Annotated in this window: 19 protein-coding genes; 9 read left to right on the top strand and 10 right to left on the bottom strand. The window is 70.0% G+C overall.

Going from position 1 to position 23,218, the window contains the following annotated elements; all coding sequences use genetic code 11:
• Positions 1–49 precede the first annotated feature (49 nt).
• On the bottom strand, positions 50–1,237 hold the full coding sequence (locus tag KLK06_RS15305) for a CaiB/BaiF CoA-transferase family protein (RefSeq protein ID WP_214636078.1): 1,188 nt from the start codon (positions 1,235–1,237) through the stop codon (positions 50–52).
• A gap of 78 nt (positions 1,238–1,315) precedes the next feature.
• On the opposite strand from KLK06_RS15305, the gene KLK06_RS15300 reads away from it, so the two are divergent.
• The 3 genes from KLK06_RS15300 to KLK06_RS15290 all read left to right on the top strand — a co-directional run bounded on the left by KLK06_RS15300 (position 1,316) and on the right by KLK06_RS15290 (position 3,998).
• Entirely contained in the window at positions 1,316–1,849 is a 534-nt protein-coding gene (locus KLK06_RS15300; RefSeq protein WP_214636077.1) for a uridine kinase, read from the top strand.
• A 443-nt stretch (positions 1,850–2,292) separates the two neighbouring features.
• The gene (locus KLK06_RS15295) at positions 2,293–3,183 is read left to right on the top strand and encodes a cyclase family protein (RefSeq protein ID WP_214636076.1); all 891 of its coding nucleotides are present in this window, start codon (positions 2,293–2,295) and stop codon (positions 3,181–3,183) included.
• A 230-nt stretch (positions 3,184–3,413) separates the two neighbouring features.
• A complete protein-coding gene (locus KLK06_RS15290; protein ID WP_214636075.1) occupies positions 3,414–3,998 on the top strand; it encodes a hypothetical protein in 585 nt (194 codons plus the stop codon).
• Here the strand turns inward: KLK06_RS15290 and KLK06_RS15285 are convergent.
• Positions 3,995–4,324 (bottom strand): cellulose binding domain-containing protein, encoded by a 330-nt coding sequence (locus KLK06_RS15285; RefSeq protein ID WP_214636074.1) that lies wholly within the window; start codon positions 4,322–4,324, stop codon positions 3,995–3,997. The two genes, KLK06_RS15290 and KLK06_RS15285, sit on opposite strands and share 4 nt — an antisense overlap.
• A 128-nt stretch (positions 4,325–4,452) precedes the next feature.
• On the opposite strand from KLK06_RS15285, the gene KLK06_RS15280 reads away from it, so the two are divergent.
• Positions 4,453–4,998, top strand: a complete 546-nt coding sequence (locus KLK06_RS15280; RefSeq protein ID WP_214636073.1) for an EF-hand domain-containing protein — start codon at positions 4,453–4,455, stop codon at positions 4,996–4,998.
• Between the two features lie 75 nt (positions 4,999–5,073).
• Complete coding sequence (locus KLK06_RS15275; RefSeq protein WP_214636072.1) at positions 5,074–6,888, top strand: acyl-CoA dehydrogenase; 1,815 nt, start codon at positions 5,074–5,076, stop codon at positions 6,886–6,888.
• A 95-nt stretch (positions 6,889–6,983) separates the two neighbouring features.
• On the opposite strand, the gene KLK06_RS15270 is transcribed toward KLK06_RS15275, so the two are convergent.
• The 4 genes from KLK06_RS15270 to KLK06_RS15255 all read right to left on the bottom strand — a co-directional run bounded on the left by KLK06_RS15270 (position 6,984) and on the right by KLK06_RS15255 (position 11,804).
• Positions 6,984–8,249: a DegT/DnrJ/EryC1/StrS aminotransferase family protein gene (locus KLK06_RS15270; RefSeq protein ID WP_214636071.1), complete on the bottom strand. Its 1,266-nt coding sequence runs from the start codon at positions 8,247–8,249 to the stop codon at positions 6,984–6,986.
• 144 nt (positions 8,250–8,393) lie between these two features.
• On the bottom strand, positions 8,394–9,122 hold the full coding sequence (locus tag KLK06_RS15265; RefSeq protein WP_214636070.1) for an amidohydrolase family protein: 729 nt from the start codon (positions 9,120–9,122) through the stop codon (positions 8,394–8,396).
• The gene (locus tag KLK06_RS15260) at positions 9,119–9,817 is read right to left on the bottom strand and encodes an amidohydrolase family protein (protein ID WP_214636069.1); all 699 of its coding nucleotides are present in this window, start codon (positions 9,815–9,817) and stop codon (positions 9,119–9,121) included. Before KLK06_RS15260 ends, KLK06_RS15265 begins: the two co-directional genes overlap by 4 nt.
• A gap of 10 nt (positions 9,818–9,827) precedes the next feature.
• Entirely contained in the window at positions 9,828–11,804 is a 1,977-nt protein-coding gene (locus tag KLK06_RS15255; RefSeq protein WP_214636068.1) for a PQQ-binding-like beta-propeller repeat protein, read from the bottom strand.
• Between the two features lie 83 nt (positions 11,805–11,887).
• On the opposite strand from KLK06_RS15255, the gene KLK06_RS15250 reads away from it, so the two are divergent.
• The 3 genes from KLK06_RS15250 (at position 11,888) to KLK06_RS15240 (ending at position 15,481) form a co-directional block, all read left to right on the top strand.
• The gene (locus KLK06_RS15250; RefSeq protein WP_214636067.1) at positions 11,888–12,712 is read left to right on the top strand and encodes an amidohydrolase family protein; all 825 of its coding nucleotides are present in this window, start codon (positions 11,888–11,890) and stop codon (positions 12,710–12,712) included.
• The gene (locus tag KLK06_RS15245) at positions 12,709–13,446 is read left to right on the top strand and encodes an amidohydrolase family protein (protein WP_214636066.1); all 738 of its coding nucleotides are present in this window, start codon (positions 12,709–12,711) and stop codon (positions 13,444–13,446) included. The genes KLK06_RS15250 and KLK06_RS15245 overlap by 4 nt, the downstream gene beginning before the upstream one ends.
• Positions 13,447–13,522: 76 nt before the next feature.
• A complete protein-coding gene (locus KLK06_RS15240) occupies positions 13,523–15,481 on the top strand; it encodes a hypothetical protein (protein ID WP_214636065.1) in 1,959 nt (652 codons plus the stop codon).
• Positions 15,482–15,485: 4 nt separating this feature from the next.
• On the opposite strand, the gene KLK06_RS15235 is transcribed toward KLK06_RS15240, so the two are convergent.
• Positions 15,486–16,454, bottom strand: coding sequence for a helix-turn-helix domain-containing protein (locus KLK06_RS15235; protein WP_214636064.1), 969 nt, complete (start codon positions 16,452–16,454; stop codon positions 15,486–15,488).
• A gap of 140 nt (positions 16,455–16,594) precedes the next feature.
• Here KLK06_RS15235 and KLK06_RS15230 point away from each other — a divergent pair, with 140 nt between their 5' ends.
• Entirely contained in the window at positions 16,595–20,554 is a 3,960-nt protein-coding gene (locus KLK06_RS15230; protein ID WP_250905512.1) for a S8 family serine peptidase, read from the top strand.
• On the opposite strand, the gene KLK06_RS15225 is transcribed toward KLK06_RS15230, so the two are convergent.
• From KLK06_RS15225 to KLK06_RS15215, 3 genes are read right to left on the bottom strand one after another with little or no spacing between them, the layout of a single operon-like run.
• Positions 20,555–21,535, bottom strand: coding sequence for a dihydrodipicolinate synthase family protein (locus KLK06_RS15225; RefSeq protein ID WP_214636062.1), 981 nt, complete (start codon positions 21,533–21,535; stop codon positions 20,555–20,557).
• Positions 21,536–21,545: 10 nt separating this feature from the next.
• The gene (locus KLK06_RS15220; RefSeq protein ID WP_214636061.1) at positions 21,546–22,355 is read right to left on the bottom strand and encodes a carbohydrate ABC transporter permease; all 810 of its coding nucleotides are present in this window, start codon (positions 22,353–22,355) and stop codon (positions 21,546–21,548) included.
• Positions 22,352–23,218: a carbohydrate ABC transporter permease gene (locus tag KLK06_RS15215; RefSeq protein WP_214636060.1), complete on the bottom strand. Its 867-nt coding sequence runs from the start codon at positions 23,216–23,218 to the stop codon at positions 22,352–22,354. The genes KLK06_RS15220 and KLK06_RS15215 overlap by 4 nt, the downstream gene beginning before the upstream one ends.

Below are 23,218 nucleotides of genomic sequence, written 5' to 3'. Positions count from 1 at the left end.
GTTGCAAGGCTGACGCACGAGAATGCCCGCCGGTGCCACCTGATCCGCATCACCCCTCGCGCTCTTCGAGCCAGCCGAGCACGGCGTCGCCGTCCTGGCCCAGCGCGGGCGGCGCGGTGTGCACCACCTCGGCACCGTTGTCTTCTGGGCTGTTGTCTTCTGGGCCGTTCTCGAAGCGCAGGGGCGGGCCCGGCAGTTCGATGCGGCCGAGTACGGGGTGGTCCACCTCGATCACCAGGCCCTGCGAGCGGGTCTGGTCCCAGGAGTAGACCTCGTCGATCGACCGGATCGCGCCCGCGGGCACTCCGGCCTCGCCCAGCCTTGCCAGCCAGTGGCCGCGGTCGTGCGCGACCAGAGCCTTCTCCATGTCGGCGATCAGCTCATCCCGGTGCGCGAATCTATCCCTGTTCGTCGCATATTTAGCCATATTTGGATCTATGTCCAGTAGGGCTGCCACCTTCTTCCACTGACCGTCGTTGGCGGCGGCGATCTGCAGCATCCCGTCGGCGCAATGGAAGGCGCCGTAGGGGGCGATCGAGGCGTGGTGGTTGCCGTTCGCGCGGGGCACCTGACCGCCCACGGTCCACGCGGTGCCGTGGTAGGAGTGCACCCCGGTGACAGCGGCCAGCAGGGAGGTGCGCACCACCCGGCCCTTGCCGGTCCGCTCCCGCTCGTAGAGTGCTCCGGCCACGCCGTACGCGCCGTGGATGCCCGCCAGCAGATCGGCAATGGACGCGCCGACACGGTACGGCTGGTCGGCTGAGGGGCCGGTCAGCGACATCAGACCGGCCTCGCCCTGGGCGATCTGGTCGTAGCCCGGCCGCCCGCCCTCGGGCCCGTCGTGGCCGAACCCGGTGATCGACAGGATGACCAGGCGCGGGTTGAGCTCGTGCAACCGCTCGATGGAGAAGCCCAAGCGGTCGAGCACGCCGGTACGGAAGTTCTCGATGAGCACGTCGCTCTGCCGGACCAGCCGCTCGACCAGCCGTTTGCCCTCGGCGGACTTCAGGTCGACGGCGATGGACTGTTTGTTGCGGTTCGCCGCCAGAAAATAAGTGGAAATATCGTGATCCGGCCCGACAAAGGGCGGTCCCCAACCCCGAGACTCGTCACCCCCGTCCGGATGCTCCACCTTGATCACCCGTGCGCCGAGATCGCCGAGCATCTGGGCGGCATGCGGGCCCGCCAGTGCCCTGGACAGATCCAGCACCACAATGTCGCCAAGGGGTCCGGACAAGGTCAGCCTCCAGAATCGCGTTCGTGGCGAAAGAGTATTCTTTCAGGCTCCGTGTTCCCTTCACCTACCCTGGGAGCCGTGAAATCGCCCGCCCGTCGCATCCAGGCACTCGATCCGTCGTGCGGGCCGGTCCGCCTGGTCGCCGTCGACGGCCCCGCCGGATCCGGCAAGACCACGTTCGCGGGCGAACTGGCGGCCGAACTCGGCTGCCAGGTGGTGCACAGCGACGACTTCCCGGTCCCGTGGGACGAGGGCCCCGGCGGCTGGTTCGACGCCCTCGACACGCAGGTGCTCCGGCCGCTCCAGCGTGGACTCCCGGGCGCGTTCCGCCGCTATGACTGGGTACGCGGTGAATACACCGACCTGATCACGGTCCCTGCCGCGCCGGTCCTGATCATCGAAGGCGTGGGCACGGCCCGCAGGTCGGCGGCTCACCTGCTGGCGTTCACCATCTGGGTGGAGGCTCCCGAAGACGTGCGGCTGCGTCGGGTGGTCGAGCGCGATGGTCCTGAGCTTGAACCCCGGTGGCGGGTCTGGTTCGCCACCGAGCAGGAATGGTTCGACGCCGACGACACGCGGGCGCGGGCCGATCTGGTCAACGTCAACTGTTGATCTTCGCTTCGAGTCTCATCGGCGCTCGGGTGGCCCGGGTCGCGCGCTACCACGCCACCGGGTTCGGCGGGCCGTCACGGCGGCCCGCCACGTGCGGGTCAGAGGCCGTCTTCCTGGAGGGCCCTCCGCCCTGGGCGGCGGGTGGCGGGTGCGTTGGCTTGCCGTACAGGCACGGGGGTTTGTGTTGTTGAAGGACGGCAACCCACGCGGCGGCTCGCCTTTACAAAGTAGATCTATGGGCCCCGAGCAGTCGAGCGCCCATGTCTCCTCATCAGGGCGTTTGCCGCACTCTCTTCCCGCCACGCCTGGTGAGTATCGGCAGGTCGGGGTACGTGGCTCTGCATGAGATACACGCTGCATTCCGGCGGTGAACACGAACGCGAGCTCGACATGCGCCAACTGCTGTACGGCGGACATTCACCACAACAACAAGGAGCAGAAAGATGAGCGATCGGGAGTCCGGCCACGACTGGTACCCCTCGAAGTACGGCGCAGCCGACGAGATCGGCGCTGCCAACCTCATCACCCCGGAGATCGCTCTGAAGGCGGTCAGGCTTGTGAAGACGGGCAGGTCGTATCCGCTGGGAGTGCCGATCGACAAGCATCTGCCGGCGTTCCGGCATCGCAGCTTCCATCTCTACAACGTGCAGCCGGACGAAGCCGGCGGCGCAGCCAAGGCACAGAACAAATTCACCTTCAACGACGAGTTGGTCAACGGGTGGACGGGCGTGGGCACGCAGCTCAACGGCATCGGTCACATAGGCATCGACTACACCTACTACAACGGCAACAGAGCCACGGACTTCGTCACGGTCGAAGGTGTCACGAAGCTCGGAATCGAGAAGGTGCCGCCCTTCGTCACGCGTGGTGTCGTACTCGACATGGTCGCCTACTACGGCCAGCCGATCGTTCCGGAGGACACCGAGTTCACAGTCGCCGACATCACAGCGGTGCTCAAGAACGAGAACCTCACACTCAGCACCGGTGATGTGGTGCTGTTCAACACCGGATGGCTCGAACTGATCGGCAAGGACGACGAGAAGTTCCTCACCGTCGAGCCCGGCATCGGTATGGAGGCGGCCGAGTGGCTGGCCGCGCAGGACATCGTCGCGTTCGGCGGCGACACATGGGCTTCCGAGATCTACCCGGCCAAGGATGGACAGGAGTTCCCGGTCAATCAGTTCCTGCTGGCAAAGAACGGCATCTACAACCTCGAACTGATCGACACCAGGGCGCTCGTGCGCGACAACGTCTACGAGTTTCTCTTCGTACTCGGACAGCCTCTGTACGTCGGGTCGACGCAGGTGAACGTGAACCCGGTCGCGATCACCTGACCGGCGCGGGTGTCGCAGCGATTGTTGGTGGCCCGCAGCCGGGCCGGGCTTCCGGCCGGCCGCCGGCGTCGCCCGTGCGCGGCGTCAGGTTCAGCGGTCCGAATTCATTTCTCGGTACGCATGGTGAGTTGCCGAGCCAGGAATGCGGTGCACGTCTCTATATTGTCGAACAGCGAGCGTGAGTCCGGCGACTCGTTTCCGGTGGCTGGTGTTGAGTGGTCGGAGTGGACATGGTGGGTGGAGCGTCCGGCGATTCCAGCCCGCAAAGGAAGCGCGGCCTCCCCGAAATAGACCCCGCTCTCCGGGCCACCGCGGCGGCATCGGCGGGTGGCACACTCGCCATCTGGTGGCCCGCGTTCACGCTCGGCGCGTACGACGCCATCTTCTTCGACGCCGTGATGGGGATCTGGGCCGTGGCCGCGGCCATGCTGCTCTCGGGCCTGCTGCTGCGCAGCAGACGCGCCCTGCCCTGGGCAGGCTGGGCCGCGCTGGCACTCCCCTCGACCTGGATCGTGCTGGCCGTCCTGGCGCCGAGAACGCACGGGTTTCGCTACCTCCACTATTTCGAGGTGGTGCTCACCCTGGCGGGCGCGCCGGCCCTGGCCTGGCTTCTGACGAGAATCCTGCTGCCCGAATACGCCGAACTTCCCGCACTGCACCGGCTGCGGGCCATCGCTGTCATAATCGTCGTCGGAGTCCTGGCCTTCCTGCTCGGCAAATTCAATCATCTGTTCCTCACCTGCGCTGATTTCGACGTCAGCGGCAACAACACCCCGCCCGGCTGCGCACAAGGCCCGCCGTTTCACCTCCTCTAGTTGTAGACCACGTCGCAGAGCGGGCCGTCGAGCCTGAAGCCGTACGCGGGGTCGTACACGCCGGTGTAGGTGCCGTTGAACCCGAACGTGTACGTCTCGCCGATCACCACATTGGGGTGATACGCCGGGAGGGTGAGCACGGGGCGCCACTGATTGCCCACGGTCAGGATCGCGTTCCAGGCGATCTGGGCGGCCGCGTTCTCGGGGAGCTCCATCGTGACCTGCCCGGTGGGCGGGATGATGCTGCGGTTGGTGACGGCGACCGAAGCCGAGAAGCCGTTCACCCAGATGGGGTCGACCGTGTAGGTGACCAGGCATGGAGCCATGAGCTGCTGTGATCGTGAAACGCGGCTCCGAGGGTGTCAATAGCGCGTGATCAGCCCCAAGGCATCTTTACTTACAGTGATCAAGTGATCACAATAAGTAAAGGAACCGTCAAGGCAAGGGGCACCCCATGGCTGATCTCATCGAGCGCAAACTGCGGCACTTCTTCGTGCTGATGGACCGCGACGGCAGCGACACCCTGGAACTGGCCGACTACCTCGCCACCGCCGACGGCGTCAGCGCGTCGTTCGGCCTGGTGCCCGGATCGCCCGCGCACAAGGCCGTCCGCGCGACGTACCGCCGGTTCTGGGAGGACGTCATCAAGCCCATGGACGCCGACGACGACGGGCACGTCACCTTCGCCGAGTACATCGACGGCTTCACCCAGGGCGTCCTCGACGAGTCCGACGGCTACGAACGCATCCGGCCGTTGCTCGACGCGCTGATCGACATCGCCGACACGGACGGCGACGGCCGGATCACCGGCGAGGAGTTCGCCCGCGGCCTCACGCACGGGTTCGGCGTCCCGGCGGACGAGAGCGCCGAGGCGTTCGCCCTGCTCGACGAGGAGGCGAAGGGACACCTGACACGCGACGAACTGCAGCGCGCATCCGCCGAGTACTTCCTCGGAACCGATCCGGACGCACCGGCCAACGCCCTGTTCGGCAGGTTCTGACTGACACGGTTTCTGATGGGCACGGCGCACCCCCACCCACGGGGGTGCGCCGTCTTCTCTCTGGAGGGCTCCCTCTTGGGCTTCACGGACGTATCAGCACTCACAGCGGCGCTCTTCGGACAGCGCTTCGGCGAAGTCCACGAACCGTGGCGTCGCCTGTTCGCCTCCGAGCCTTTCCGCGACAACGCCGACCTGTCTCCGGACGACCGCATGCGCCGGTCCTACCAACGGCTCAGGCACGTCGACAAGAGCGTGCGGTCGGTCGAGGACCTCGTGTCCGACATCGAGTCGCTCACCGCCCTGCATGAATGGGCGTGCCCTGTGGACTGCGGCACCACCATGCTCGCCGGGATCCACTACAACCTGTTCCTGGGCAGCCTGTACGACCACGCCCCGCACGAGCGGCGCAGCCTGCGCGACTACGCCCCGCTCCAGCGGACCGGGACGTTCCTGTGCACCGAGCTCGCCCACGGCAACAGCGCCGCCGAGCTGGAGACCACCGCCGTCTACGACCCGCTCGCCGGGTGCTTCGACCTGCACACCCCCAATCCCGGCGCCCGGAAGTTCATGCCGAACACCAGCGCGATCGGCGGCCCGAAGACCGCGTTGGTCGCCGCCCGCCTGATCGTCGACGGCGAGGACGAGGGCGTGTTCCTCTTCCTCACCCCGCTCAGCGACGCGTCAGGACCGCTTCCCGGGGTGGAGATCCAGTGGCTGCCCGAAAGGATGGGCAGTCCGATCGACCACTGCCTGACGGGGTTCGACCACGTTCGGCTGCCCCGTCACGCCCTGCTGGAGTCAGACCACGGCCGGATCCTTCCGGACGGCTCCTTCGCCGGCGACGTCGAGCGCCGACGACGGTTCCTGTACTCGATCGGCCGCGTCACCGAAGGCAAGCTCTGCATGAGCGCGACCAGCCTGGGCGGCACCCGCGCCGCGGTCGCCATCGCCATCCGCTACGCGCACACCAGGCACACCTCCGGGCTCACCCAGGGCGCGGGCGGCAGCGTGCCCCTGTTCGCCTATCGCAGCCACCACGCCCGGCTGCTCGACGCGCTGGCCACCGTGTACGCCGCCACGCTCCTGCACAGGACCGCGGTACGGCGGTGGGCGGCTCGTTCCGCGCACGACCGCGGCCCCGCCGAGAACCTGGTGGCGATCGCCAAGGGGTGGATCACCTGGCAGTGCAGGGACGTGCTGATCGAGTGCCGCGAGCGCTGCGGCGCCCAGGGGTTGTTCCTGGTCAACGGGCTGGCCGACTTCCTGACCGGCAGCGAGCTGCCCATCACCGCCGAAGGCGACAACCTGCCCATCTGGCTCAAAGCCTCGGGAAAGATGCTGCTGAAGGAGCCGCCGCCGACGCCTCCGCCCGCTCCAGCCCCGGTCCTGACCAATCCGGCCTTCCTGCACCACCTGATGGTCTGCCTCGAACACATCTGGGACCGGCGGGCCCGCGCCGCGTTGGCGCGATGCGCCGACCCCCACCCCCTGAACCGCTGGAACGCCGCCACGAACCCCGCACTGGAACTCGTCGCCGCCCATGCCCAGCGGCTGGCAGGGGACGCCTTGCTGAACGCCGCCGCCGACGTCCCGGACGCCGCCGGGCAGGACCTGCTCCACCTCCTCCACCGGGTCTTCACCCTGCGGCGGATCTCCCCGCACAGTGGAAGCCTGATGGCCGCGGGCCACCTGTCGGCCGAGCACGTCGAGCAGCTCCCCATCGTCCTCGATGAGGCCATCGCGCGGCTCGCGCCGTACGCGCTGCTCCTCGTGGATGCCTTCGCCATCCCGGAGGAGATCCTCCATCGCTACCCGATCGCCAGATTTCCTGAAAAATACGATCAGAGCGCTCCCGGAGCCCCACTGACCGAACTGAGCGGGCACGGATGACGGCCCCGGAAGACGATCCTGGAGGACGACCCCGGATCACGGCCCTGGAGGACGGCCCCGGAGGGCGTGCGCACGGTCCTGGATGACGGCGGAGGTCACGCCTGATCGCGCGGCGGCATGGCGGCCAGCACCTTGGCCAGGGCCTCGGCCAGGTGGACGGCGTGGCGGGGATCGTCCATGAGCATAGACTGCCGGACCCAGACCACCTCCCGAGCAGCCGCCTCGGCGGCCGGGCACGGCTCCGCGCGAGCACCCTCCTGGGCGAGCGCCTCGAACGTCCCGAGCGGCGGGTACCCGGCATCGAGCGGCACCCCCTCGGCGGCCATCGCGGCCAGCAGGAACTCCCGGTCCACCGGCACGTGGACGCGGAGCATGAGCAGGTGGCGGGAGTCACGAGTGGTGCCCGGCGGCTGCGGCACCACACTCACGGGCAACTCACGGCCGTACGGCAGCCGCACGCCCACCGGCTCACCACCGTGCGTTACCCGCGACTCGGCGGTGAGTGCGTGTTCGGTAAGTGCGTGTTCGGTGAGTGCGTGTTCGGCGGCGGTGCAGAAGGACTCGCGGCGGTCGATCTCGGTGTCGAGGCGGTCGAGCCAGGGCAGGAGGAGGGCGGCCTGGATCTCGGTGAGCCGGAGGTTCCAGCCGATCGTGGGGTGGCCGTACCACTGGCCGCCGCGTTTGCGGCCGAGGTTGCAGACCGACCAGATCGCCTCGTACGCGGCCTCGTCGCGGCAGACGATCAGGCCGCCCTCCCCCGCTGTCATGGCCTTGCTCGCCTGGAAGCTGTACACCCCGGCGTCGCCCAAGCCACCGATCGGGCGGTCCTTGTAGGTCGCGCCGTGTGCCTGGGCCGCGTCCTCGACCACGACCAGGCCGTGGCGGGCCGCCAGCGCGTTGAGCGGGTCCATGTCGGCGGGGCTGCCGGCCAGGTGGACGGGCATGATGGCGGCCGTTCTGCCGGTCAGCGCCGCTTCGACGGCCTCCGGTGACAGGTGCAGGTCCACCGGGTTCACGTCGGCGATCACGGGCGTGGCTCCGGCGAGGAGCACCGCCGTGGCCGAGGCGACGAACGTGTAGGCGGGCACGATCACCTCGTCACCGCGCCCCACGCCCAGTCCGCGGAGCGCGGCGAACAGCCCCAGTGTCGCGTTCCCGACCGCCACGCCGTACGGCACGCCGGACCTGCGGGCGAACGCGGCGGCCAGGTCCGTGACGGCGGAGCCGCCCTGGGTGGCGCCCCACCGGCCACTCTCCAGGACCTCGGTGACGAGGGCGCGCTGGGCCGGGTCGAGCGGCGGCGGCCACGCGGGCCAGGGCGCCGAGCGGACCGGCGCACCACCGTGGAGGGCGAGTGTCACGGCAAGCATCCCTTTCGATGCGAGGTCGGGGCAGACGGTCGTGGAGGAGAAGAGGGCGTCGGGGGAAGGCGGGGCGTTGAGGGGAAGACGGGCGTCGGAGGAAAGCGGGGCGTTGAGGGGAAGACGGGCGTCGGGGGAAGGCGATCATGGGGGAAGAGCGAGGAGGCGGGCGAGGTTGGCGCCCTGGACGAGGGTGCGGTCCGGGGCGGTGAGCGGGGCGAGGGCGATGCGGCCGAGGCCGGTGCGGAGGTCGAGGAAGCAGGCGTCCGAGCCGAACACCACCCGGTCCGCCCCGATCATGGCGACGAGGCGGGCGATCCAGCGGCCGGTCATCTTGGAGCCGCAGGTTTCCAGGTAGACGTTCGGGTGGTCGGCCGCCAGGCGGGCCGCGCGGGCGAAGCCGTACGGCCAGAGCCCGGTGTGCCCCATCAGCAGCGGCACCTCCGGACGGCGGGCCGCGACGGCGGCGAACTGGGCCGGGTCGCTCCACGGCGAGTCGGTCTGGGCGTGGGCGAGAACGGGCAGGCCGAGGTCCCACACCGGCTCGTAGAGCGGATCGTCCAGGCGGCACTGGTGTACGTCGGGATGCAGCTTGACGCCCCAAATCCCGTCCAGAGCCCGCACGGAGCTCAGAGGTGTGCGGTGGTGCGGGTTGTAGACCTGCCAGACGCCGAACCGGCCGGGGAAGCGCTCGGCGATCTCGATGGCCAGCCGGTTGCCGCGTTCGGCGTCCGGGCCGACGGCGAGCAGGTGGCTGATGCCCATCGCCGTGACGCCGATCCGGTCCATCGTGGCCACCAGCCCCTCCGCGGACGGGTCGGGGATGAGGAAGTCGGGCCAGTCGCCCACGTGGCCGTGCGCGTCGAGGATCACAGCAGCCCGCTCAGGGAGCCGGCGGCGATCAGGTCGACGGCGGACGGCTCCAGGGCGAGGTGGTCGAGGAGGAAGCGGGGGCCGCAGTCGTCGGCGATCGGGGCGCCCGTGCCGAAGACGAGCCGGTCCGCCCCGAACCGGTGGGCGAGCCATTCGACGCCGCCCTGGGTGTTCACGGTGCCCATCTCCAGCCAGACGCGGCGGGTCTCCGCCATCAGTTCGGCCACCGCGCGCAGGCGGCGGTAGCCGGGGTTGAGCAGCAGAACGCGCTGTTCGGGCAGCCGGGTGAACAGCGTGTGGAGCTGGGCGGGCGAGGTCTCCTCCAGGTCGATCGCCACGGGCAGCGCCAGGGCGGCCAGCCAGCGCAGGGCGATCGGGCCGGTGAGGTCGAAGCGGTGCCGTTCTGGACAGAGCCTGATCATGCGGACGTTCCACGCCAGCACCTGGTGGAGGTCGGCGGGCGCGGACGCCCCCGGCACGCCGGGCACCACGACGGGCACCGGGATGAGCCGGGGGTCGTCCAGCCGGAGGAGGGCCTCGTTGCCCGCCTCCGCGTCCGAATAGAGGCTGAGCGTGTGGGTCACGCAGGCCCGATCGATGCCCAGCCGGTCCATCTCGGCCCGGGGATCCGACGGCAGATCGTCGAACGGTACGGGGCCGATGAGCCGGTGGGCATCGATCACTAATTTCGGCACAGACCGAAATCTAACCAGCGGTCGTCGGGACGGTCAAGGGCGGGCAGGCGGGGTTCAGCCTGATCCTGGCCAGGTTCCTGCCCACCAGGGCCCAGGCTCGCCAGGAGCCGGGCTCGAAGTGGAGCTGGGGGTTGGTGTACCACTCGTCGCCCAGGCCGGTGGCCAGCAGCTTTTCGGTGGTGCCCAGTTCGTAGGCGTTGCCGCCGCCGAAGAAGGTGGACACGAACACCTTGCCCCGATGTACGGTCAGCTCACCGTAGCCGGAGAGTTTGCCCTGGTGGACCACCTGCTTGGTCTTCAGGTCCAGCGCGATCCAGGCGCCCGAGTCACGCTTGTACACCCCGTACAGCAGCCCGTGGTTCACCTTGATGTCCTGGAACGTGCGGTAACCGGGCACGGGATCGATCTGCCAGAGCACCTTGCGCTTCCGCAGATCGAAGGCCGCCACCGAGGCGGAGGTCTTGACCGGCGGGGTGCCGCCACCGCCCAGCACGTCGCCGCCCAGGTAGACGACGCCGAAGCCCAGCGAGAGGCTCATCAGGCTCTGACCGGGGATGACGTCCACGTACACGTCCATCTTCCCGGTGTCCGGGTCGACCACGGACAGGGCTCCCGAGAGCTTCGCGCCGAGCGGGGCGCTGGCCACCAGGAGCTTGTCGGTCAGCGGGTCGTACTCGATGTCCCACGGCCGCTGCTGGTCGTGGCCCAGGTAGCCGAGCCCGCGCACCTCGTCGGTGCGGATGTCGATGGACAGGATCTGGCCGCTGGGGTACATCGCGGCGTAGATCTTGTTACCGCGCCGCACCAGGTCCTTGGGCTCGCCGGGCAGGCGGAACCTGCGCTTGTCGCCCGTACGGAGGTCGCGGACCTCCATCGAGAAGTGACCACCGATGTAGAGGGCGCGGTTGGGCACGAGCAGCATGCTCTGCGGCCGTTCGGCGCCGGCGGGCAGTCCGGCCTCGATCAGGTCCACGAACTCCGACTTGCCCGTACGCAGGTCGAGCCACCACATGCCGCCGCTGCCCGAGACGCCGAACAGGGTGTTGTCGTCGAGCAGTTGCAGCCGCCTGGTCTCGTCGCCGGGGGAAGGCGGTTCGGCGATCTTCGTGAGCGTGGTGTCGCCGGGCCGGTAGCGGTAGACCGCGCCGTCCGGGCGGGTGGTGGTGTAGACGGTGCCGTCGGCGGCCACCGTGAGCATGTCCAGGCTGCCCTCCGCGAGGGTGGGCTGCTTGGCGTCGGTGCCGTCCTTGCGCACGTCGATGAGCGTGCCGCCGCTGGCCGCCAGCACGCGGTCGCCGTGTTCCGCGACGGCGCCGAACCCCGTGGGGCCGGTGGCGAGCCGCGTGACCGCGCCGGTCGCCCGGTCGATCGACATGAGCTGGGCCTTGTCGAGCAGGCCGGCGTAGACGTGCTCGGCGTCCGCGGCGACCGCCCTGACGTATCGCTCACCGGGTACCAGCACGCCGAAGTCGCGGACCGCGCCGGTGCTGGGGACGTACTCCCAGACCTTGCCGTCCGGATAGGTCCCCGCGTAGAGAGTGCCGTCGGGCGCCGCGGTCAGGCTCCAGACGAAACCGCCGTTCTTCCCGAACGAGTGCAGCCGCTTCACCTCACCCGTCGCCGGGTCGAAGCTGTAGAGGTCGGGCACCGGGTACGTACCGACATAGATCTTGCCGCCGGACACGGCGGTGGCCCAGCCGCCCTCCGCCTCGCCCACGGCCGGTCCGTCGGGGAGCGTGACGCTCCTGACGACCTTGCGGGTGGCCAGGTCGATGTCCGCCAGTACGGGCGGTTTGGGGCCGCGTTCGACGACGTAGGCGTGTCCTTCGTGTACGACGGCGCCGACGATCGCGCCGGTGACCGATGCCGGCCCGAACGTCTCCACCCCCGGGCTGTCACAATCGACGGCGACGGCGGCGGCAGCGGTGGGAGCGGTGAGCAGTGCGGGTAACAGGCCTGCCACGACGACCAGGAGGGAGCGGAGCATGTGGGCCTCGCGTTCGTTCTTGAGCAATTTTGGCCCTGACCGTAATCTTATGTGCGCTGTTCGTCAATGGCATGATTGCCCGCATGGCGATTAGGGACAAGGCCGGTATGGCGTTCGACGCCTGGGGGCTGATCGGTGGGCTGGAGGTGGCCCTGGACGTCGACGTGCTCGTGGGCGCCTACCCGGACCGTGACGGACCGCCCGGGACGCCGGCTTCCGTACAGGCGATGCTGGCGGAGCACCGGATCCGGGCGGGCGCGGTGGCGAGCCTGCGCGCGGCGCTCTTCGACATGCGCTCGAGCAACGACGCGACTCTCGCCCTGACGGCGACCGGCGAAGAGGCGGCGGCCGGCGAAGGTGCGGCGGTCGGCGGGCAGGCGGAAGGGGCGCCGGTGGGGTTCGTGCCGGTCGGGGTGGTGGATCTGCGCGATCCCGTGGGAGCGGGCCGCGAGATGGACCGCCTGGCCGCGGCGGGGGTCAGGGCGGTCCGGCTGTTCCCGGACGAGCAGGGGGTGGAGGCCGGTTTTCCGTCGGTCCGGCATGTCGCCCGGCAGGCGGCGCGGCTGGAGATGGCGGTGCTGACCGGTGGCGACGTGCGCAGGTTCTGGCAGCCGTTCGCCGGGCTGGACGTCAGCGTGGTCTTCCTCGACACGCACTTCTACCACCTGGGCGACTTCCTGGTGGCCGCCGCCGACGAGCCCGGCTTCCACACCTCCACCCGCCTGCTCAACTCCCCCGACGCGCTGGAGACGGTCGCCGCGGAGCTCGGCGCCGAGCGGTTGCTGTACGGCTCTCGGACCCCGCACTACGAACCCCTCGTCCCCCTGCTCAGGCTGGCGACCAGCGGCCTGAAGGCCGACCAGGTGGCCGCCGTGGCGGGCGGCAACGCCAGGAGGCTGCTCGGATGATCATCGATGTCCACGCTCACTGGGGACCCTGGTTCTTCACCATGGACGTGGCCGGGACCACCCTGGCCACCATGGACCGCTACGGCATCGACCGGGCCGTCGTGTCGTCCACCGAAGCCGTCATCTACGACGCCCCGGCAGGCAACCGCGCCCTGGCCACGGCGCTGGGCGGGCAGAGCGACGGCCTGGAGCGGCTGTTCGGCTACGTCACCGTCAACCCGCGCCGGCTGCGAGAGGCGGACCGCGACCTGCGCGAATACCTGCCGACCGGCCGATTCGTCGGCGTCAAGATCCACACCGACTACACGGGCTCGCCCGTCACCTCGCCGCAGTTGCGCGACGCCCTCGAGCTGGTCGCTTCGGCGGGCTGCCCGGCGCTGGTCCACACCTGGGGCGCCTCGGTGCTCGATCTGGCCCAGGTCTGCCTCGACACGCCGGGGCTCAGGGTGATCGCCGGGCACATGGGCGCCGACGGGTTCAGGTACGCGATCGAGGCGGCCCGCGCCTGCGACCGCCTCTACCTGGAGCCCTGCTGGTCCCACGCCCCGGCGGGCCGCATCGCCGAGGTGGCGGCGAACGTGGACGCCCGGCAACTGCTGTTCGGCACCGACTCGACGCTGATCGACCCGTCGTCGGCCTTCGGCGCGGTCGCCGCGGCGAACCTCACCGGCGAGACGGCCGAGCGGGTCGCGTGGCGCAACGCGGCGGAACTGTTCGGCCTGGCGGCGACCTAGCCGCAGCAACAACGATCTGGACATTACGGCCCGGTCCGTTATAGCGTGCGGCGAAACTTCACCAAGGGAGCCGCCCATGATCCCCCGTCGTCGTTTCCTGCAAGCGGCCACCGCGGCCGTCTCCCTGGCCGCCATACCGGCCCGCGCCGCCCAGGCCCAGACCGCCGAAGCCCAGTCAGCCCGCGAGCCCGAGGGCACCGTCACCGGCCTCGGGCCCGCGAGCGTCGCCAGCCCGCTGGGCAACGGCGAGTTCGTGGGCGGGGTCCTGTACGTGGGCTCCCGCGGCCTGTCCCCCAACGTCGTGGGCGCCTACGACCTGGCCAAGGATGCGGTCACCACCCATTACGACATCCCGACCGGCGTGGGCGTCTGGGCGATGTGCCGGGTGGGCACCGACGTCTACGTGGGCACGCACGCCCGCTCCGACCTCTACCGCATCGACACCGTCGCGGGCCAGGTGACGAAGGTCGCCGAGTACCCCGACCACTACATCTGGACCATGGCCTCCTCCCCGGACGGCAAGGTCTACATGGGCACCTCGGAGCCCGGCCGCGTCTGGGAGTACGACCCGGCGACGGGCACCAGCCGCGACCTGGGCCAGCCCGCCCCCGGCGAGGCGTACGTACGCAGCATCCAGGCCGACGACAAGTACGTCTACGCGGGCGTCGGCTCCCACGCCCACCTCATCGCGATCGACCGGACGACCGGCGAGAAGCGGGAGCTGCTCCCGGCCGCCCTGTCCGACCGCGACTGGGTGTCCAGCATGAACATCTCCGACACCCATATCGCCGGCGGCATGAACTCCCTCGCCGAGCTGGTCGTCATCGACAAGGCCGCGCCCGCCGGCTACAAGGTCGTCAAGGCCACGGCCCCTGGCGAGAAGTACATCGTCGCGGTCCTGATCCATGACGGTTACGTCTACTTCGCCGGCCGCCCTTCGGGCACCTTCTACCGCTACGAGCTGGCCACGGGCACGCTGGAAGTGCTCGGCGTGCCGTACTTCGAAGCGCTCACGCACCGGCTGCTGGCCCACGAGGGGCGCGTGTACGGCATCCAGGACAGCGCCGTCTTCGTGTACGACCCGGCGACGGGCACCCTCGACTACCTCAACCTGGTGCAGCGCGGGCTCAAGGCGGCGCCGGAGGAGCCGATGTCGGTCCACTCCGACGGCCGCCGCGTCTACGTGGGCGGCAAGGGCGGCGCCGACATCCACGACCTGGCCACGGGCAAGGTGAACAGGCTCGGCATCGCGGGCGAGCCCAAGACGCTGCTGACCGTCGACCGCACCACCTACATCGGCGTCTACACCCAGGCCGCGCTCTACTCCTACCGGCCGGGCGACGCGGAGCCGAAGCTGCTCGCCCGCACCGGCAACGAGCAGGACCGCCCGCGTGACCTGGCCTACGACTCCAGGACGGGCCTGATCGTGATGCCCACACAGCCGGAGCCCGGCCACATGAACGGCGCGCTGTCGCTCTACTCGCCGCGCACCGGCAAGTACGAGACCCTCCGGCCCGCCGTCGAGCGGCAGACCGTCTACTCCGTCACCGCCCGCCGAGGCACCGCCTACCTCGGCACCACCACCCAGGAGGGCCTCGGCCTGCCGCCCGTCACGACCAGCGCCAGGCTGGCCGCGTTCGACCTGGTCAAGCGGAAGCTGCTGTGGCAGGTCGAGCCGATCGCGGGCGCGCGGTACATCTCCTCCCTCGCGCTGGGCCCGATCACCCTGTACGGCATGGCGAGCACGGGTGAGGTGTTCGAGTTCGACCTGATCCGCAGGAAGGTCACCAGGACCCTCAAGGTGGGCGCGAAGGGCGGCGAGCTGTTCGTCACCGGCCGCGTCGCCTACTGCACCGACGGCGACAAGGTGTACAAGCTGGACCTGGCCACGTTCACCGCGAAGACGATCGTCGAGGGCCTGGCGGGCCAGTGGTTCGGCGGTGAGCCGAAGCTGGCGCTGGACCCCTCGGGACGGGCCCTGTACGGCGTGCGCGGCCGCGACCTGGTCCGGATCGCCATCTCGGGCCACCGCTGAGCCGTCAGATCCAGCCGCGCTCCCTGGCCGCCATCCCCGCCTGAAAGCGGGTGATGGCGTTCAGCTCCTGCATGAGGTCGTGGATGCGGCGTTGCACGGTGCGTAACCCGAGCCCGAGCGCCCGCGCGATGCCCTCGTCGGTCAATCCCCCGGCCATCAGCGCCAGCAGGTCCCTGGCCAGATCGTCGGGCCCGTCGGCGGGCGGCCGGGGCGCCGTGCGTAACGGGAAGCCGCGCCGCCACTCCCGCTCGAACAGCGCGATCAGCGCGTCCAGCAGCGCCGAGTGGTGCAGGATGAACGCCGCGTCGATCGAGTACGCCCCGCTGCGGATGGGGATCAACGCGAGCGCGTCGTCGGCGATCCAGATCTTCACCGCCGCGTCCGTCACCACGCGTATCTTCTCACCGCGCGCCGCCGCGGCCTGGATCAGCTCCAGCCGGCCCGGCATCGCCAGCGCCTCCAGGTCGTAGACGCTGCGGTAGTCGACCCCCGCCTGGAGCATCCGCAGCTCGCGCTCCGTATTGCCGGACAGGTCCGGCATGACGTACGGGGGCTTGTCGATGTTGCGGAACATGGTCTGCGCGCTCTCCTGCAGCGCGTACGCCCGGCTGATGATGTTGTCGGTGCCCATGACCACCTCCACCTGCTCGGCCGGGTGCGCGGCGTAGCGCGAGGCGCGCTGGAACGACGTGGTGAGGTCGTGGATGGCGGTCCGCACCTGGTGGAGTTCCTCCTCCTGGCGGCTGAGCATCGGCCGGATGGCGATGTCCGGAGCGACCGCCACGTACCGGGCGCGGCGGCCCGGCAGCCGGCTGGCCAGCCCGCGCCTGGCGAACCCCGCGAGCATGCGCGCGGCCAGCGGCGTCGACACCCCGCAGTGCGTGGCGAGCTCGGCGGCCGATGACCGCGGATTCTCGACGAGCATCGCGTACAGACGGCTCTCGGCCGGTGACAGGCCGATCGCTTCGAGCATGGCGCCACCATCCTCCCCCGGTGGCGGGATGCCGCCACCTGGCGGGTTTTGGCCCGTTCGGCGTACTTGTGCCCTGACTGAATCCCAGATTAGGTCAGCGATGAAACGATCTCATCACACCTCTGGAGTGCGTTGTGCCCATGCTGCCCATCCCCCGGCGCCGCGGACTCGGGCCGTTACTCGCACTGGCCCTGGCGGTGCCACTGATCGCGGTGCCCGGACCGGCCACCGCCGCGGCGACCGCCGCCACCGCCGCAGTGCCGGTGGCGGTCGGTACCGGCCCGGTCAAGGTCACCCTGATCACCGGAGACACCGTCACGTACTCCAAGGACGGCTCGGGCCGCGCATCGGTGGTCGTCGACCCCGCCGACGGCGGTGAGGCGCGGAACTACCAGGCCCAGCAGGACGAGCACGGGTACTACGTGATCCCCGCCGACGCCGGGCCCTACGTGAGCAGCGGCCTGCTGGACAAGGAACTGTTCAACGTCGACTATCTGGCCGTCAACGGCTACGGCGACGCCAAGGCCGATCGGCTCCCCCTCATCGTCCAGTACCAGCCGCAGGTGAAGTCCGGCGACGTCGCGGGCAAGGCCCGGTCGCTGAAGGGCGGCGCGGAGCCACTGGTCCTGAAGAGCATCGACGGCGCCGCGCTGAAGGTCGACAAGAAGCAGGCCCGAGCCTTCTGGCAGTCCGTCACCGGGGAGACGACCCCGGAGGCCCCCGAGGTCAAGGCCAAGGCCAGTCCCGCCCTCGAGAGCGGCCTGCGCAAGGTGTGGCTCGACGGGAAGGCCAAGGCGCTCGACGACGTCAGCAACCCGCAGATCGGCGCGCCGAAGGCGTGGGCCGCCGGATATGACGGCACCGGCGCCACGGTCGGCATCATCGACACCGGCATCGACGCCCAGCACCCCGACCTTCAGGGCCGGATCGCCGAGGCCCGCAGCTTCGTCCCGGCGGGCAGCCCCGGCGGCGGCGACCCGGCCAACGTCTCCGACAAGTTCGGCCACGGCACCCACGTGGCGGGCATCATCGCGGGCAGCGGCGCCGCGTCCAACGGCCGCTACAAGGGCGTCGCGCCCGGCGCCCGGCTGGCCATCGCCAAGGCGCTGGACGACACCGGCAGCGGCAACAACTCCGAGATCATCGCGGCGATGGAGTGGCAGGCGACCACCGCGCACGCCCGGGTGGTCAACATGAGCCTGGGCAGCAACGGCGCGACCGACGGCACCGACCCGCTGAGCCAGGCGGCCAACGACCTGACCGCCGAGTACGGCACGCTGTTCGTGGTCGCGGCGGGCAACTCGGGCCCCGGCCGGTTCACCGTGGCCGCGCCCGGCGCGGCGACCTCGGCCCTCACGGTCGGGGCGGTCGACTCCGCCGACAAGATCGCGTCGTTCTCCAGCCGCGGCCCGCGCCTGAGCGACGACTTCGCGATCAAGCCGGAGATCACCGCGCCCGGTGTGAACATCATCGCGGCCCGCGCGGCCGGAACCTCGCTCGGCCAGGGCAGCAGCGTCCCGGGCGGCGGCCCGATCGACGACAACTACACGGCGGCCTCCGGCACCTCGATGGCCACCCCGCACGTGGCCGCCGCGGCGGGCATCCTGGCCGCCCAGCACCCCGACTGGACGGCCGACCAGCTCAAGACCGCCCTGGTGGGCACCGCGAAGCCCCTCGCCGCCACCTCGCCGTACGACCAGGGCGCCGGGCGGCTGGACATCGGGCAAGCCGTCACCCAGCAGGTCTTCGACGACCTGTCGGTGGTGTCGGCCGGGTTCACCGACCCGTACACCGGCCAGACGCTCACCAAGAAGGTGACCTACCGCAACACCGGCAAGGACCCCGTCACGCTGGCCCTGTCGCTGGCGCTGACGCGCGACGACGCGCAGGCGCCCGCCGGGATGGCCTCGATCACGCCGTCGTCGCTGACCGTCCCCGCGGGCGGCACCGCCTCCGCGGACCTCACCATCGAGCCCAAGCTCGGCGAGCCCGGCTGGTACGAGGGCCGGCTGACGGCGACGGCCGGGACCGACCGGCTGACGGCGCCCATCGCCTTCCGCAAGCAGGCCCAGATGGACACGGTGCGCGTCAAGCTCGTCGGCAAGCCCGAGTGGGCGCTGCACCCCGGGCCGCTGTCCTTGATCAGGGTCAGCGACACCGATCCGCTCCTCGACGGCGAGCCGCTCTCTGTGGCGACCGAGAGCTGGCGGGCCACCGACGTGCCCGGCACGGTGGAGACCGTGATCAAGCTCGCCCACGGCGGCGTCTACTCCACGAGCGTCGCACCGTGGTGGTACACCATGCCGGCCCACCAGCTCCAGTACGGTCTGCTGATCGCCCCGGAGACCAAGCTCGACGGCGACACCACGATCACCCTGGACGCCACCAAGACCGAGCAGCTCCAGATCAGCACGCCGCGCGAGTCGGAGCCGGTGTTCCTGAACACGATGAACACCCGCACGACCGCTGCGGGGCGGATGTACGCCGGCGCCTCGCTGCTGAGCTACGAGCCGATCATCGCGGGCAACTACTGGGTCACGCCCGTCAAGTCCAAGCCGGCCGTGGGCACCTTCACGTTCCTCTTCGACGAGATCCGCCGGGCCCCGGAGGTCTCGCTGAGCGTGCCGGGCCTGCGGCTGCACCCGCACTACATCAGTGAGCACGACGCCCTGGTGCCCAAGTTCGCCGCCGACCAGCGCCTGAGCCTGACCACCAGCGGCGCGGACGTCCGCGGCAAACTGGTCTACCTCCCCGCCAGGAACTCGCTCCAGCTCCTTCTTGCCGACCTGGACCTGGCGATCAAGGGCGGGGCGGCGGGTGTGATCACCAGCGACCGCTTCGCCTGGGTCCTCAGCGCCTCCGCGTACACCGCCCAGAACAAGCTGCCTCTCCTGTGGATCGACAGCGCCGAAGCCGACACCCTGGGCAAGGTCATGGCCCGCAAGCCGTACCCGACCGGCAAGCTGACCGTCCAGCCGACCAGCCCGTTCGAGTACAAGCTGGCCTACTACGTGAAGGGCGCCACCGCCGGCCGCCTGACCTTCGCCCCGAAGGCCCGCGACCTGACCGAGATCGACACCACCTATCACTCCCAGTTCCCCATGCGGCAGGGGACGTGGGGGCCGTACCCGGACTTCAACGAGGTCGACCACACCTTCATCCCCGTCCAGCCGCTCAGCGTCCGTGGCTCGCACCTGTTCAACGCGCCCCTGACCCGGACCGAGTACTACAACACCACCGGCAGCGAGGTGCTGTGGCAGCGCGGCTACCAGTTCCTCGAACCCACCACGGACACCCTCCGCCTGGCCATGTCCGAGCGGGCGTTCACCCGCGCCACCCAGGAGCGGGAGGACTGGAACGAGGCCCTCTTGCCCACCCAGATCGCCCTCGGGCCTGACCGGCCGGACTGGGCCGATCCGGGGGTCTTCTGCGACACCTGCCGCCAGGGCGATCGGATGCGGCTGCGCGCGCTCACGCCGTTCGGCCTCGGCTACTACACGGACGCCTCCGACCCCAGTCACACCTATGTGGGGGCGCCGGGCGACGAGCAGACGCACCTGTTCAGCGGCAACACGGAGGTGCAGCCCCAGTTCGACGACATCGGCGTGCCCTACTACAGCGTGCCCGCCGGGTCGGGGACGTATCGGCTGACCGATGTGTGGAAGGACGGGTTCCCCGGCAAGCACGCCGGCACCAGCGTCGAGTCCACCTGGACGTTCCGTTCGGCCCGGCCGGTGAAGGGCAACGCCCCCTACACCTGCATCGACAGCGTGCTCTTCGATGACAAGCAGCCCTGCGCCAAGCTGCCGCTGATCCAGCTCCGGTACCAGCTCAACCTGCCGGGGAACGACACCGTGGCGGCGGGCCGCCTGTTCACCTTCACCGTCAAGGCCGAGGGCGGCGCGTCCGCGCTGCGGGTCTGGACCTCGGCCGACAAGGGCGCCCACTGGTCGCCGGCCACGGTCCTGCCGGGGCTTGGCGGCTCGTACAAGGTCCTCACGCTCAACCCCGCGGGCAGCATCTCGATCAAGGCGGAGGCGAAGGACAAGGACGGCAACACCGTCTCGCAGACCGTCGCCGACGCCTACCTCGCGAAGTAACTACCGGGCGGCGAAGCCGCCCGTGCTCACCACCGTGCTCATCACCCTGGCCCGTTCCTGCTCCGGCAGGGACGGGCCGTACGGGTCGTGGGCGTGGGACTCCGGGATCCGGCCCTCGGCCGCCGCGAGCCACAGCATGCGCTGCACGTAGCCCTCCATGGGCTCGGTGAACGTGGCCGTGGCCAGGCGGTCCAGGCGGGCCGACGCGGCGTCGAAGGCACGCAGGTCCGAACCCCGGTAGGCGTCCATCACCGCGGCCGTCACGCCCACTGAGGCGGCCGCGAGGCCCACCAGGGCGGCCTCGGCACCCCACAGGAGCGACGGGCCGAACATGCGGTCCTCGCCGGTGATGGCCAGCCTGCCCTCCTGCCTGGCGAGGGAGATGGCCCGCTGGCAGCCCATGGCGTCGGACAGCAGCGCGGTCTTGAGCCCCGCCACGCCGGGGTGCCGGAGAAGGTCCAGCATGGTGTCAGGCGGGCAGGGGCGGGTGTAGAGGTCGAAGGCGATCATGGGGAGCCGGGCGGCCCGCCAGATCGCGTCGTGCCCGCCCAGCCGGTCCCCCTCGGCGGGGAAGACCAGAACCCCGTGCGCGCCGAGACTCGCGGCCACCCGCGCCTCCTCCGCGGCCCGGGCGAACCGCCCAGCCGCTCCGGGAGGTTCCGACGCGTCGGACGGCTCAGACGAGCCGGACGCGTTCGGCGTGCCGGACGGCTCAGACGAGCCGCCGACGCCGACGAGGACCGGCACGCCCAGCGCGACCGCGCGCTCGATCACGGCGGCGCGTACGTCCGGCGCCAGGTACGGCCCCCGGCCGGTGTGCGCGAGCACCGCCAGCCCGTCGACGCCGTCCTCGACCAGCCCGGCGAAGTAGCGCGACACCACGCCGAGATCCACCTCGCCCGACGCGGTCATGGGGGTGGCCGCGGCGGCGAGCAGGGCGCCGCGAAGACGATCACGGAGGGCTTGTGCCGAAATATCCACCCGAGAGAGCTTATTTCAACCCGGTCATCGCGATGCTGTTGACCAGGTACCGCTGCAACAGGAAGAAGACCAGCAGGCACGGCACCACGGAGACCGCCGCCGACGCCATCAGCACCGACAGTTGTATCTCCTCGGTCCGCAGCGTGGTCAGGCCGACGGTGAGCGTACGCGTGGCGTTGCTCTGCCCGACGACCAGCGGCCACAGGAAGTCGTTCCAGTGCCACAGGAACACGAACACACCCAGCGTGGCCAGCACGGGCCGGGTCAGCGGCACCACGATCGTCCAGTAGACCCGCAGCTCGGAGGCGCCGTCCACCTTGGCCGCGTCGAACAGCTCGTCGGGCAGCCCCAGGATGAACTGCCGCATCAGGAACACGGCCTGCGAGTTGGCCAGCGTCGGCACGATCAGCCCCCAGAACGTGTCCACCCCGTCGAGGCTGTTGACCAGCACGAACGTCGGGATGAGGGTGGCCTGGAAGGGCACCATCATGGTCGCGAGGAAGGTCCAGAACATCGCCTGGCGGCCGGGGAAGCGCTTCTTGGCGAAGGCGTACCCGGCCATCGAGGCGGTGAGCAGGATGATCACCACCGAGACCACCGCGTACACCAGCGAGTTGACCGTCCACCCCACGAAGCCGGACGCGGACAGCACCCGCGTGAGGTTGTCGAGCGTGAGCGAGTCCGGCCACTGCGCGGGCAGGGTCGGCTCGCCCGCGGGCGACAGCGCGACGACCAGCATGGCGGCGAACGGGCTGACGGTCAGCACCGACAGCACGCCGAGCAGCGCGATCAGCGGCCAGCCGCGCCGCGTGCGCGTCATGTGTTCCCCCGGTCCAGGAAGCGGCGCTGGATCAGCGACACGATGAGCACCAGGGCGAACAGGACCATCCCCCACGTGGCGGCGTAGCCGAAGTCGAAGGACCTGAAGCCGTGGTCGTAGATGCCGTAGATGAGCGTGTAGGTGGCCCTGGCCGGACCGCCGCCGGTCATCACGTAGACGGTGTCGAAGGTCTGGAACGCGCTGATCGTCTCGATCACCAGGACGAAGAAGAGCGCGGGCTTCAGCAGCGGCAGCGTGATCCGGCGGAACCGCTGCCACGCCGACGCCCCGTCGACCCGGGCCGCCTCCAGATAGGAGCCCGGGATCGCCTTCAGCCCGGCCAGCAGGATCAGCATCGAGTAGCCGAAGCCCTTCCACGCCGACACCACGGCCAGGGCCGGCAGCACCAGCGACGACTGCTCCAGGAAGGCCACCGGGCCGAGCCCCGCCTTGCCCAGCACGCCGTTGATCAGCCCGTCGAACTGGTAGATCCACCGCCAGATGACACCGGCCAGCACGAAGCTGGTCACGTACGGCAGGAACAGCATGCCGCGGAACAGGCCGCGCAGGAACACGACCTGGTTCAGCAGCAACGCCGTGCCCAGCGAGACGAGCAGGGTGAGCGGCACGTAGACGGCCACGTACACGAGCGTCACGCGCAGGCTCGTCCAGAAGATCGCGTCGTCGAGCAGCCGGGCGTAGTTGTCGGCGCCGACGAAGTTCCACTCGCCGCCGATGTTCCAGTTGGTCAGGCTCATCCCCGCCGCCGCAAGGGAGGGGAAGATCCGGAATATCAGGAAGAGCACCAGCACGGGCAGCACGAACAGCAGTCCCGTGACCGGGTCACGCAGGCGATGGCGCAT

This window comes from Nonomuraea sp. NEAU-A123, from assembly GCF_018603905.1.
Classification (GTDB): domain Bacteria; phylum Actinomycetota; class Actinomycetes; order Streptosporangiales; family Streptosporangiaceae; genus Nonomuraea.
The sequence above is the reverse complement of the archived record's forward strand: the minus strand, read 5'-3'. Positions and strand labels throughout refer to the sequence as shown.